This is a genomic window from Kitasatospora sp. NPDC092948 (assembly GCF_044754805.1).
GTDB lineage: Bacteria > Actinomycetota > Actinomycetes > Streptomycetales > Streptomycetaceae > Kitasatospora.
Window position 1 is genome coordinate 546,416 of the sequence record NZ_JBIVPU010000003.1, and the last position, 12,473, is coordinate 558,888.

General features: G+C 72.6%; 11 protein-coding genes and 2 tRNA genes. 8 read left to right on the plus strand and 5 right to left on the minus strand.

The window, feature by feature from the left end:
* Nucleotides 1-19: 19 nt before the first annotated feature.
* From ACIQF6_RS11995 to ACIQF6_RS12010, 4 genes are all read left to right on the plus strand, one after another.
* Nucleotides 20-93: transfer RNA gene (locus tag ACIQF6_RS11995), tRNA-Met, on the plus strand.
* 129 nt (nucleotides 94-222) lie between these two features.
* A tRNA-Met gene (locus ACIQF6_RS12000) sits at nucleotides 223-296 on the plus strand.
* A 256-nt stretch (nucleotides 297-552) separates the two neighbouring features.
* A complete protein-coding gene (locus ACIQF6_RS12005) occupies nucleotides 553-2,571 on the plus strand; it encodes a glycosyl hydrolase family 18 protein (RefSeq protein WP_400893341.1) in 2,019 nt (672 codons plus the stop codon).
* A gap of 353 nt (nucleotides 2,572-2,924) precedes the next feature.
* On the plus strand, nucleotides 2,925-4,838 hold the full coding sequence (locus ACIQF6_RS12010) for a tetratricopeptide repeat protein (protein ID WP_400893343.1): 1,914 nt from the start codon (nucleotides 2,925-2,927) through the stop codon (nucleotides 4,836-4,838).
* A 202-nt stretch (nucleotides 4,839-5,040) separates the two neighbouring features.
* Here ACIQF6_RS12010 and hisN read toward each other — a convergent pair whose 3' ends face one another.
* The 5 genes from hisN to ACIQF6_RS12035 form a co-directional block, all read right to left on the minus strand.
* Entirely contained in the window at nucleotides 5,041-5,838 is a 798-nt protein-coding gene (gene hisN, locus ACIQF6_RS12015; RefSeq protein WP_400893345.1) for a histidinol-phosphatase, read from the minus strand.
* 19 nt (nucleotides 5,839-5,857) lie between these two features.
* Complete coding sequence (locus tag ACIQF6_RS12020) at nucleotides 5,858-6,181, minus strand: DMT family transporter (RefSeq protein ID WP_400893347.1); 324 nt, start codon at nucleotides 6,179-6,181, stop codon at nucleotides 5,858-5,860.
* An 89-nt stretch (nucleotides 6,182-6,270) separates the two neighbouring features.
* On the minus strand, nucleotides 6,271-7,326 hold the full coding sequence (rsgA, locus tag ACIQF6_RS12025) for a ribosome small subunit-dependent GTPase A (RefSeq protein ID WP_400893349.1): 1,056 nt from the start codon (nucleotides 7,324-7,326) through the stop codon (nucleotides 6,271-6,273).
* Nucleotides 7,327-7,341: 15 nt separating this feature from the next.
* Nucleotides 7,342-8,661, minus strand: coding sequence for a 3-phosphoshikimate 1-carboxyvinyltransferase (gene aroA / locus ACIQF6_RS12030; protein ID WP_400893351.1), 1,320 nt, complete (start codon nucleotides 8,659-8,661; stop codon nucleotides 7,342-7,344).
* Between the two features lie 28 nt (nucleotides 8,662-8,689).
* The gene (locus tag ACIQF6_RS12035; RefSeq protein ID WP_400893353.1) at nucleotides 8,690-9,394 is read right to left on the minus strand and encodes a M50 family metallopeptidase; all 705 of its coding nucleotides are present in this window, start codon (nucleotides 9,392-9,394) and stop codon (nucleotides 8,690-8,692) included.
* 97 nt (nucleotides 9,395-9,491) lie between these two features.
* Between ACIQF6_RS12035 and ACIQF6_RS12040 the strand changes: the two genes are divergently transcribed.
* From ACIQF6_RS12040 to rsrA, 4 genes are all read left to right on the plus strand, one after another.
* Nucleotides 9,492-10,229, plus strand: a complete 738-nt coding sequence (locus ACIQF6_RS12040; protein WP_400893355.1) for an SOS response-associated peptidase — start codon at nucleotides 9,492-9,494, stop codon at nucleotides 10,227-10,229.
* A gap of 26 nt (nucleotides 10,230-10,255) precedes the next feature.
* Nucleotides 10,256-10,876 (plus strand): alpha/beta family hydrolase, encoded by a 621-nt coding sequence (locus ACIQF6_RS12045; protein WP_400893357.1) that lies wholly within the window; start codon nucleotides 10,256-10,258, stop codon nucleotides 10,874-10,876.
* A gap of 468 nt (nucleotides 10,877-11,344) precedes the next feature.
* Nucleotides 11,345-11,995 (plus strand): sigma-70 family RNA polymerase sigma factor, encoded by a 651-nt coding sequence (locus ACIQF6_RS12050; protein ID WP_400893902.1) that lies wholly within the window; start codon nucleotides 11,345-11,347, stop codon nucleotides 11,993-11,995.
* The gene (gene rsrA / locus ACIQF6_RS12055) at nucleotides 11,992-12,351 is read left to right on the plus strand and encodes a mycothiol system anti-sigma-R factor (RefSeq protein ID WP_400893359.1); all 360 of its coding nucleotides are present in this window, start codon (nucleotides 11,992-11,994) and stop codon (nucleotides 12,349-12,351) included. Before ACIQF6_RS12050 ends, rsrA begins: the two co-directional genes overlap by 4 nt.
* Nucleotides 12,352-12,473: the final 122 nt, after the last annotated feature.

A 12,473-nucleotide genomic window follows, 5' to 3' on the forward strand; every position in this document is an offset into this window, starting at 1 on the left:
GCTACGGTGGTTTCACCGACGCGGGGTGGAGCAGCTCGGTAGCTCGCTGGGCTCATAACCCAGAGGTCGCAGGTTCAAATCCTGTCCCCGCTACTCAGTAGCAGAAGGCCCGGAGGCATCAGCCTCCGGGCCTTCGCCGTTCTCCCGCGGCGGTTCCCCGCCGCTCTCCGGCGGGCGGCTGCGATGGATGCCCCCGTGATCGTGCTAAGGTTGTCTCACCGACGCGGGGTGGAGCAGCTCGGTAGCTCGCTGGGCTCATAACCCAGAGGTCGCAGGTTCAAATCCTGTCCCCGCTACTCAGTAGCAGAAGGCCCGGAGGCATCAGCCTCCGGGCCTTTGCCATTGCTTGAGTACGGCCCCATTGACACCCCAAGTGGTCCAGTCCAATCTGAGTCGTGCCCATGACGAGCGGCCCCCACCGCTCGTCTCGCGGTACTGCAACGCGCTTGCCCGCAAAGGCAATTGATCGTGTTCTGCTCCCGTCTGCCGCTCCCCCGACCGGGTGTCGGACGGTGTTCCTGCATCCCCACGTGACAGGAGAGGCACATCCGCATGCATCGCAACAACCGAAGGGTCTGGGCCGTCACGGCCGCGGCCGCCACCCTGCTCGCCGGGGCGATGTCGCTGTTGGGAGCCCCCAACGCGACCGCCGGACCGGCCAACACCACCGGCGCCCCCGCCACCAGCGGCGGTCTGAAGATCGCCTACTTCGACCAGTGGTCGATCTACCAGAACGCCTACTACCTGAAGAACGTCGACACCAACGGCATGGCCGGGAAGCTCGACTACCTGCTGTACGACTTCGCCAACATCGACCCCACCAACCTGACCTGTTTCGAGGCCAACTCGGCGGCCTCCCAGGACGAGAACAACCCGAACGCCGGCGACGGCGCGGGCGACTACTACGCCGACTACGCGAAGACCTTCGCCAACGGCAACAGCGTCGACAACTCCACCGACACCTGGAACCAGCCGCTGGCCGGCAACTTCCACCAGCTCCAGGAGCTGAAGGCCAAGTACCCGAAGCTGAAGGTGCTGCTGTCGATCGGCGGCTGGACGTACTCCAAGTACTTCTCGGACGCGGCCGCCACCGACGCCTCCCGCAAGAAGCTGGTCTCCTCCTGCGTCGACATGTTCATCAAGGGCAACCTGCCCGCCCAGGGCGGCTACGGCGGCCCCGGCACCGGCGCGGGGATCTTCGACGGCTTCGACATCGACTGGGAGTACCCGGGCGGCGGCGGCCACACCGGCAACCACTCCTCGCCCAACGACAAGCAGAACTTCACCGCGCTGCTCGCCGAGTTCCGCAACGAGCTCAACGCCCAGGGCGCCTCCGACGGCAAGACCTACGCGCTGAGCGCCGCGCTGCCGGCCGGCCAGGACAAGATCCAGTACGTCGAGACCGACAAGATCGCCCAGTACCTGACCTTCGGCGACCCGATGACGTACGACATGCACGGCGGCTGGGAGGCGCAGGGCCCGACCAACCACCAGACGCCGATCTACCAGAACCCGAACGACCCGTCGAACAACATCCCGCCGGGCAACGCCAAGTACTCCATCGACGAGGCGATCAAGGCGTACACGGTCGGCGACTCCTCGTACAACATCCCCGGCGGCTTCCCGGCCAACAAGCTGAACATGGGCGTCCCGCTGTACTACCGCGGCTGGACGGGCGTGGCGGCGGGCGCCAACCACGGGCTGTTCCAGCCGGCCAGCGGGCCCGCGCAGGGCGCGCCGAACTCCGGCAACGTCGCCGGCGTGCGGATGTACAAGGAGCTGGCGGGCGTCGTCGACAACGCCAGCGACACCTTCTGGGACCCGGCGTCGCAGGCCTCCTACTTCTACGACGGCACCAACTTCTGGTCCGGCGAGACCGCCAAGTCCATCCAGGCCAAGATGGACTACGCGCACTGCAACGGCCTCGGCGGCTCGTTCGTGTTCTCGCTCTACGACGACCCGAACGCCGCGCTGCTGAACCCGCTGGTGACGGCGACCAACGGTTCGGCCGCCAGCTGCCCGGCCCCGCCGACCTCGCCCTCGCCGAGCGCGAGCAGCACCACCGGCGGCAGCCCGTCGCCGTCCACCTCGGCGTCCAGCTCGCCGTCCGGCTCGCCGAGCACCTCCCCGTCCTCGTCGCCGTCCAGCAGCCCGTCCTCCTCGCCGACCGGGCCCAGCGGCGGGATCGTCGCCAACCCCGGCTTCGAGTCCGGCGCGCTCAGCCCGTGGACCTGCGCGGGCAGCGGCGGCAGCGTGATCAGCGGCGGCCACACCGGCTCGTACGCGTTGCAGGGCAACGCCAGCGCCGGTGACACCGCGCAGTGCCAGCAGACCATCACGGTCAAGCCGAACACCGCGTACACGCTGTCCGCGTGGGTGAAGGGCAACTACACCTACCTGGGCGTCACCGGCTCCGGCGCGGACAGCTCGGCCTGGACCCCCGGCGGGAGCGCGTGGACGCAGCTGTCCACCAAGTTCACCACCGGCGCCTCGGTCACCTCGGTGACCATCTGGGTGCACGGCTGGTACGGACAGGGCTCCTACCAGGCGGACGACTTCACCGTCAGCTGATCCGCCGTCACCACGCCTGAAGCGAAGGCCCGGAGGGAAATCGCCCTCCGGGCCTTCGTCCTTGTGTGCATCGAGTGTTGATCGACTCCGGTACGATGCGTGGCCGGGGTTTGTGGGGCTCAGTGTCGGGAAATCGACAAAGCGCTGAAGCAATCTCGCCGGGCTTCGGCCCCGCTCCGCCAAAACGGACGGAGCAGGTGTACGAGGGTTGCGGGTGATGCGACGATGGACCACGAGGGGGACGCGGCACGGCCATTGACGGGCCGTCCGATCCGGCGTGACCCCTGGGGGAACCGTCTCGGGCCGACGGCCGGGGGCGAATGCCGCGACACTCGGGGGGAGCTGGAGTCGGCATGAAACTCATCGGCAGGAACGGGACGGGAGAACGACTGGCGGCCAACAGCACCACCGGCACCGGTGCCCGACCCGCCCGCCAGGCGGGCGGCAGCCTGCCCGCACAGCGCCACACCGCGGGCAGGGGCCTCGCCGCGTCCGGCTACGGCCCCGACAGTCTCGTCCACCTGACCGCGGACCAGGTCGTCGCCACCGCCTCCGCCCGCGACCTGCTGGAGAGCGACGACGGCTCCGACAGCTTCGAGACCGCCCTCGCCGCCCGCGAACAGGCCGCCCTCGAAGCCCGCCACCGCGGCTCCGCCGACGCCGGCGACCCCGGCGCCGCCAGCCAGCTCGGCGCCCTGCTGCTGCGCCGCGGCGACCTCCAGGACGCCGAACCCTACCTGCGCGCCGCCGCCGCCGCGGGCCTGCGCGCCGCCGCCAACAACCTCGGCGTCCTGCTCCACCAGCAGGGCCACCGCGCCGAAGCCGCCCAGTGGTGGCGGCAGGCCGCCGTCGCCGGCTCGGCCCCCGCCGCCCACGCCCTCGGCCTGCAACTGCGCGACCAGGGCGAGGAGGAAGCCGCCGAGTACTGGCTGCACTTCGCCGCCGAACAGGGCCACCCGCTCGGCGCGTACGCCCTCGGCGACCTGATGGAACACCGCCGCGACGTCCGCGCCGAACGCTGGTTCAAGGCCGCCGCCGACTCCGGCCACCGCGAAGCCGCCTACCGCCTCGCCCGGATGCGCGAAGCCGCCGGCGACAAGGAGACCGCCGAAACCTGGTACCGCACCGCCGCCGCCCGCAGCCACGCCCGCGCCGCGCTGCGCCTCGGCGTCCTCCTCGAAGCCCGCGGCGACCTCGACGAAGCCGCCCGCTGGTACCGGCAGTCCGCGCAGAACGGCGAGGCCCGCGCCGCGTGCGCGCTCGGCTTCCTGCTCCGCGACGCCGGCGACCCCACCGCCGCCGCCGAATGGTGGCAGGAGGCCGCCGACGCCGGCGACGCCGCAGCCGCCAACGCCCTCGGCGCACTGCACGCCGGCCGCGGCGAGGACACCATCGCCGAACGCTGGTACCGCGCCGCGCTCGACGCCGGCGACCACAACGGCGCCTTCAACCTCGGCCTGCTGTGCGCCGGCGCCGGCCGCGACACCCAGGCCGAACAGTGGTACCGCCGCGCCGCGTACGCCGGCCACCGCGAAGCGTGCAACGCGCTCGCCGTCATGCTGCTCCAGCGCGGCGACGAGTCCGGCGCCGAACCCTGGTTCTCCAAGGCCGCCGAAGCCGGCTCCGTCGACGGCGCGTTCAACCTCGGGGTGCTGCACGCCGGCCGCGGCGAGACCCGGCAGGCCCAGGAGTGGTACGCCCGCGCCGCCGCCGAGGGGCACGGCGAAGCCGCACTCCAACTCGCCGTCGTCCAGGAACAGCGCGGCAACCTCGCCGGCGCGCTCGACCGCTACCGGCAGGCCGCGGACGGCGGCTCCGCGGAGGGAGCCTTCCGGCTCGCCTCGCTGCTCGACCGGCGCGGCGACACCGACGCCGACGTCGAACACTGGTACGCGGTCGCCGCGGACGCCGGGCACCTGCGGGCGCAGGTCCGGATGGGCGTGCGCGCCGCGGAGCGCGGCGCGCTGCAGATCGCCGAGAGCTGGTACCGCCGGGCGGCGGAGGGCGGCAGCCGCAGCGCCGCGTTCAACCTCGGCCTGCTGCTGGCCCGTCAGGACTCCGAGGCCGAGGCGGTGCTCTGGTACACCCGCGCGGCGGACGCGGGGCACGGACGGGCAGCCCTGCGACTCGCGCTGCTCGCGCTGCGGCGGGGGGAGGCCGTCCAGGCCGAGAACTGGTGCAAGCGGGCGGCGGAGTACGGCCCGGCGGAGGTCGCGGAGCGGGCGGGACGGCTGCTGGGGGCGCTCGACGCGGAGCTGTCCGCGTAGGGGCAGCTGCCGGGGAGCGTACAACCAGGGGCCGGGGGGTACTCCCGGGCGAAGCCGAGGAGGCGGAACTGCGCGACAGGCGCACGTCACGTCCGCAAGGTCGCGATCATGTGCAAGTGGTTGTCCTGCACCGCGATCTTGCGATTGGGTGCGTTCCCCTTCGCGCAGTTCCCCGCGCCCGTGGTTGCGAGCCCCCGGTGTCCTAGATGCTCAGCGAGCGAAGGGCCGCTTCGTGGAGGATGCCGTTGGTGGCGACCGCGTCCGCGCCGGAGGGGCCGTCGATGCCGTCGAGGCCGGTGAAGCGGCCGCCGGCCTCCTGGACGATGATGCAGGGGGCGGCCATGTCCCAGAGGGAGAGTTCGGGTTCGGCGGCGATGTCGACGGCGCCCTCGGCGACCATCATGTAGGACCAGAAATCGCCGAAGGCGCGGGTGCGCCAGCAGACCCGGGTGAGGTCGAGGAAGGCGTCGAGGCGGGCGCGTTCCTCCCAGCCGCTGAGCGAGGAGAAGGAGAGCGAGGCGTCGGCGAGGCGGGGGACCTTGGAGACGTGGATGCGCTGGGCCTTGGCGAGGCTGCGGCCGGCGAACGCGCCGAGGCCCTTCGCGGCCCACCAGCGGCGGCCGAGGGCGGGGGCGGAGACGATGCCGACCACGGGGATGTACTCGCCGTCGGGCTGCTCCTCGAGGAGGGCGACCAGGGTGGCCCAGACGGGGACGCCGCGGACGTAGTTCTTGGTGCCGTCGATCGGGTCGATCACCCAGTGGCGCGGGCCGGAGCCCTGCAGGCCGTACTCCTCGCCGAGGACGGCGTCGCGGGGCCGGGCGCGCTGCAGGACGGAGCGGACGAGTTCCTCGGCGGCCTTGTCGGCGTCGCTGACCGGCGTCAGGTCGGGCTTGGTCTCGATCTTCAGGTCGAGCGCCTTGAAGCGCTCCATGGTGATCGAGTCGGCCGAGTCGGCGAGGACGTGGGCGAGTCGGAGATCGTCGTGGTAGTCGGCCATGCCCCGAACCCTAGCGGACTCAGTGTCCCGAGCCGCTGAGCTGGAGGCCGATCACACCCGCGATGACCAGGCTGACCGAGACCAGCTTGAGGGTGGAGGAGGACTCCCCGAGGAAGACGATTCCGTACAGCGCGGTGCCGGCGGCGCCGATGCCGGTCCACACGGCGTAGGCGCTGCCCACCGGGAGGGTCTTCAGGGAGAGGGTGAGCAGGCCGAAGGAGCCGAGGGCGAACAGGCAGAAGCTGACGGTGGGCCAGAGCTTGGTGAAGCCGTTGCTGAGCTTGAGGTTGACCGCGAATCCCGTTTCCAACAGACCGGCGAGGATCACCATGGCCCATGCCATCGGGTTGACTCCCTGTCAGATAGGACGGTGTGACCTTCCTATCGTTACCCAGTGGGCAGGGCCGGGCGACTCGTCGACTGCGTGAACTCTCAGTCCCCCTCGTGGGCCTCCTTGGTGGCGAGCAGGCGGCGCAACGAGTACAGCCGGGCCGGTTCGGCGTGGCCGTCGGCGACCCAGGCGTCCAGGGCGCAGTCCGGTTCGTCGTGCGAGCAGGCCCGCGGGCAGTCCTCGGTGCCGGGCTCCAGGTCGGGGAAGGCGTGGATGACCCGGGACGGGTCGATGTGGGACAGGCCGAAGGAGCGGAAGCCGGGGGTGTCGATCACCCAGCCCGGGTCGAGGGCCTTCTTGGAGCCGGGCTTCACGCCGGGCGGCGGGGGCAGCCGCAGGGCGAGCGCGGAGACGGTGGTGTGCCGGCCGCGGCCGGTGACGGCGTTGACGTGGCCGGTGGTCCGCTGCTGCTCCGGGACGAGGGCGTTGACCAGGGTGGTCTTGCCGACGCCGGAGTGCCCGATGAACACGGTGGTCTTCCCGCGCAGGTGCTCCCGGACGGCCTCCGCGCCGACGGTGGCCAGCTCGTCGTGCCGGGTCACCACGTAGTCGATGCCGAGCGGCGCGTACGACTCCAGCAGCTCGTCGGCCGACGCCAGGTCGGACTTGGTGAGCACCAGCAGCGGCTCCATCCCGGCGTCGTACGCGGCGACCAGGCAGCGGTCGATCAGCCGGGGGCGGGGCTCCGGGTTGGCGAGCGCGGTGACGATGGCCAGCTGCTCGGCGTTGGCGACCACGATCCGCTCGTACGGGTCGTCGTCGTCCGCGGTGCGGCGCAGCACCGAGGTGCGTTCCTCGACCCGGACGATCCGGGCCAGCGTGTCGGGGGCCCCGGAGAGGTCGCCGACCAGGTTGACGACGTCGCCGACGACCACGCCCTTGCGGCCGAGTTCGCGGGCCTTCATCGCGGTGACCAGGCGTTCGTCCTTGGTGCCCGAGTCGATCAGGCAGGTCATCCGGCCCCGGTCCACCGTGAGGATCATCGCCTCGGCGGCGTCCTCGTGCTTGGGCCGGATGCGGGTGCGGGGGCGGGAGCCCCGGCGGCCCGGGCGGCTGCGGATGTCGTCCTCGTCGGCGTCCTTGCCGTAGCGGCGCATGCTCGTGATCCCCCGTCAGCCCTGGCCGAGGAGGTCGGCCCACATCTGCGGGAAGTCCGGCAGGGTCTTGGCGGTGGTCGCCACGTTCTCCACCAGGACGCCGTCCACCACCAGGCCGAGAACGGCGGCGGCGGTGGCCAGCCGGTGGTCCTCGTAGGTGTGGAAGACACCGCCGTGCAGCGGTCGGGGGCGGATCCGCAGGCCGTCCTCGGTCTCCGAGACGTCGCCGCCCAGGTCGTTGATCTCCTTGGCGAGCGCGGCGAGCCGGTCGGTCTCGTGCAGCCGCAGGTGGGAGATGCCGTACAGGTGGGACTCGGAGTCGGCGAGGGCCGCGACCGCGGCGATCACCGGGGTCAGCTCGCCCACGTCGTGCAGGTCCACCTCGATGCCGTGGATCTTGCCGGTGCCGGTGAACTCCAGCCCCTCGTCGGTGAATTGGCATCTGCCGCCCATCGCGGTGTAGATCTCGCGGAGCTGGTCGCCGGGCTGGTAGGTGTGCTTGGGCCAGTCCCGGACGACGACCCGGCCGCCGGTGGCGAGCGCCGCGGCGAAGAACGGCGCGGCGTTGGACAGGTCCGGCTCGACCACCAGGTCGCGGCCGATCAGCGCGCCCGGGGTGACCCGCCAGACGTCCTTCTCGCCGCCGTCCTCGGGCGCGTCGACCTGGCCGCCGGCCTTGCGGATCATGTCGACGGTCATCCGGATGTGCGGCAGCGAGGGCACCGTCGCGCCCACGTTGCGGATCTCCACGCCGTTGTTGAAGCGGGCGCCGGACAGCAGCAGCGCCGAGATGAACTGCGAGGAGGACGAGGCGTCCACCTCCACCGGGCCGCCGTCCAGCGCGCCGGCGCCGTGCACGGTCAGCGGGAAGCCGCCGCGGCCGCCGTCGTCGATCCGGGCGCCGAGGGCGCGCAGCGCGTCGATCACGCCGTGCTGCGGGCGCTCGTGGCTGCGCGGGTCGCCGTCGAAGTGCACCGGGCCGTCCGCCAGGGTCGCCAGCGGGGGCAGGAAGCGCATCACGGTGCCGGCGTTGCCGACGTCCACCTGGGCCGGGCCGCGCAGCCGCTCGGCCGGGATGACCCGCCAGGCCTCGCCGCCGCCGGTGCCGCCGGACGCCTCGTTGACCGTCTCCTCGACCGTCACGCCCAGTGCCCGCAGGCCGTCCGCCATCAGCTGCGAGTCGCGGCTGCGCAGCGGGCGGCGCACCCAGCCCGGGCCGTCGGCGAGGGCGGCCAGCACCAGCGCGCGGTTGGTCGCGGACTTCGAGCCGGGGATCGTCACGGTGGCGTCCACGGCGGCGGTGGCGACGGGAGCGGGCCACAGGGAGTCGGTCATGCCGCCCAGTCTATGAGGACCGCTGCTGCTACCGGGGCAGCAGCCAGGCCGCCCCGAGCCCCAGGCAGGCCAGCGCCACCACCAGGAACAGCGCCACCCAGGCCGTCGCCGGCACGCCCGTCAGCCGGGCCAGCTGGTCGGCGTCCGAGCCGGGCGCGCCGCCGCGCCGCCGGGTGGAGAACAGCTCGACCAGCGGACGCGCCCCCGCCAACAGGAGGAACCACACGCCCAGGTGGGCGAATGCGCCCTGCCACTCGGCGGTCCCGAACCGGCACACCGCGACGAACGCGCCGCCGGTGGCCAGCACCGCCAGCACCCCGAACAGGTTGCGCAGGGTGAGCAGCATCGCCGCCAGCAGCGCGATGCCGATCCACAGCAGCGCGGTGGTCCGGCCCGCGGCCAGCAGCGCCGCGCCGCCCAGGCCGAGCAGCGACGGCGCCGGGTAGCCGGCCGCGGCGGTCAGCACCATGCCCGGCCCGGTCGGCCGCCCCGAGGAGACCGTCAACCCGGAGGTGTCCGAGTGCAGCCGGATTCCGGAGAGCCGGCGGCGGGTCAGCAGCGCCATCACGCCGTGCCCGCCCTCGTGCGCGATGGTCACCACGGTGCGGCTCAGCCGCCACACCGGGCGCACCGCCACCGCCAGCAGCGCCGCCGCCGCGGTGGCCCACACCAGCCAGTTCGGGGGGCCGGGCTGGGCGGCCGTCACGCGGTCCCACAGTTGTGCGAAGTCCATTCGGTGGGCCTCCGATCACCGTCGTCCGCGCGGGCAGCGTTTCACGGAAGGACGGACGGCGACCAGCGAGCGGTTCTGTTCTGGCAAGCTGAACGGCATGTGCGGCCGCTTCGCCTCCTCCACCGCTCCCGCCGAACTGGTCCGGCACTTCGGTGTCCGGCAGTGGGATCCCACCGAGACACTGGCCCCGAGCTGGAACGTCGCCCCGACCGCGTCCGCGTACGTCGTGCTGGACCGGGCGCCGCGCGGCGAGCGCCGGCCGGTGCGTCAACTGCGGGTGCTGCGCTGGGGGTTGGTGCCGGCCTGGGCGAGCAGCCCGGACACCGCGGTGAAGATGATCAACGCCCGGGCGGAGACCGTCCACGAGAAGCCCGCCTACCGGCAGGCGTTCGCCTCGCGGCGCTGCCTGATACCCGTCGACGGGTACTACGAGTGGCAGACCGCCCCCACCGACGACGTCTCCCGGCCGCCGCGCCGCCCCTACTTCGTCTCCCGCGCCGACGGCGCGCCGCTGGCCCTGGCCGGCCTGTACGAGTTCTGGCGCAACCGGGACGTCCCCGGCGACCACCCGGACGCCTGGCTGGTCACCTGCACCGTGGTCACCACCGCCGCCGAACCGCTGCTCGCCCCCGTCCACGAGCGGATGCCGCTGTACCTCGGCCCCGACCGCTGGGACGCCTGGCTCGACCCCCGTGCCGAGCGCGCCGACCTCGCCCCGCCGCCGCCCGGCGACCTGCGCATCCACCCGGTGCCCGACGAGGTCGGCTCGATCCGCAACAACCACCCCGGCCTGACCAGGCGACTCACCGAGGACGACCGCACCACGCTGTTCTGACCCGCTCCTCTCTATACGCTCGCGCCATGCAGCGGATCATCACCACCCCCGCCGGCGACGCCCGGCTGCACTGGTTCCGGGCCGACGCCCCGCGCGCCGTCCTGTTGCTCGGCCACGGCGCGGGCGGCGGCATCGAGGCGCCCGACCTCCGGGCGCTGGCCGCGGCGCTGCCGGCGGCGGGCGTCACCGTGGTGCTGGCCGAGCAGCCCTGGCGGGTGGCCGGCCGCAAGCTCGCGCCCGCCCCGAAGACCCTGGACGCCGGGTGGCCCGCGCAGTTCGAGGCCGCCACCGAGGAGGGGCTGCCGGTGTACGCGGGCGGCCGCAGCGCCGGGGCCCGGGTGGCCTGCCGCACCTCCGCCGGGCTCGGCGCGGCGGGCGTGCTGGCGCTGGCGTTCCCGCTGCACCCGCCGGGCCGGCCGGAGAAGAGCCGCGCCGAGGAACTGCTGGAGACCGCCCTGCCCACCCTGGTGGTGCAGGGCGGCGCGGACACCTTCGGCGCCCCGGAGGAGTTCCCGGCCCTGCCGGACACCCACCGCCTGGTCGAAGTGCCGTACGGCTCGCACGCGTTCAAGGTGCCGAAGAAGGCGCCGCTCGGCCAGGAGGAAGCGCTGACGCTGATCACCGAGGCCGTCGCGGGCTGGCTCTGACGGGCGGGTTCCGCGCCCCGACAGGGACGCGTGGCGGCGCCTCCCGGCCCGCCGGGGCCGGGGGAGAACCGCGCGGAGCGGGAGGAGCGCGTCGGCGCGGTCGCGGCGCGGTCAGCATGTGGGACCCCTGCGAGCGCCACCGGGAATGTCCGAGCGACGAGCGGGGTTGCACGAGGCGTCAGAACATGCCCCGGTGGAAAGGCAGGGTCCATGGGTTCGATCGCGTGCCCCGAGCGGTCCGAGGAGCAAGCGGCACCCGCGTCGCTGGTGCCGGACTGGTCGCAGTGGGTTGCCGCAGGCGAGAAGCCGGTCAGCCCGATATCCTCGCTTCCGGGTCGGCCCGTGGTGGGCCGTGTGCAGCTGACCGAGGAGGTGGGTCCGGTCGTCGGGACCGATGACGCGGCCGTGTCGGGTGCTTCAGGCACCGACCAGGGCCGTCCGGAGGGCGAGCAGCTCACCGGCGACGAACTGGCCGAGGCGATCGGCGAGGACACCTTCCGGGTGTCCGAGAACGAGAGCGAGGAGGCCAGGCGCGAGCGCTTCGAGCGTGACGCGCTGGGTTTCCTGGACCCGATGTACTCGGCGGCACTGCGGATGACCCGCAACCCGGCCGACGCGGAGGACCTGCTCCAGGAGGCGTTCGCCAAGGCGTACGCCTCGTTCCACCAGTTCCGTGAGGGCACCAACCTCAAGGCCTGGCTGTACCGCATCCTCACCAACACGTTCATCAACTCGTACCGCAAGAAGCAGCGTGAACCGCAGCGCACCGCGGCCGAGGAGATCGAGGACTGGCAGCTGGCCCGCGCCGAGTCGCACATGTCGACGGGGCTGCGCTCCGCCGAGGCGCAGGCGCTCGACCACCTGCCGGACAGCGATGTGAAGGACGCGCTCCAGGCCATCCCGGAGGAATTCCGGATCGCGGTGTACCTCGCGGACGTCGAGGGCTTTGCGTACAAGGAGATCGCGGACATCATGGGTACACCCATCGGTACGGTGATGTCCCGACTGCACCGTGGTCGCCGCCAGTTGCGCGGCATGCTGGAGGATTACGCCCGCGAGCGGGGGCTGGTCCCGGCCGGTACCGGTGCAGGGCACGAAGCGAAGGGCGCGGGCTCATGAGCTGCGGCGATCCGCACGAGACCGAGTGCGGAGAGGTGCTCGACCACCTCTACGAATTCCTCGACAACGAGATGCCCGAGGGCGACTGCGACAAGCTGCGGGTGCACTTCGACGAGTGCTCGCCGTGCCTGGAGAAGTACGGCCTGGAGCAGGCGATCAAGGCGCTGATCAAGCGCTCGTGCGGCTGCGACGACACGCCCTCCGACCTCCGGGCGAAGGTGCTGGCCCGGATCGACTCGATCCGCGCGGGCCAGCGTCCCGGCGAGGGCCCGACGGTCGAGGTGTCCTCGGTCGGCGTGGAGATGACGGTCGAAGGTACGGCCGGTCACGGCTCCGCCGTCGCCACTGCGGAGTGATTACTCACTCGATCGAGTGAGCTGTCGCTGCTCCGGCTGCGGCAATCCGCGATCGTGCGCCCCGTCCGGGTGGCCGGGCCCTATTCTCTGACGAGTCCTCACGTCGGAGGGCCCGGTACGGG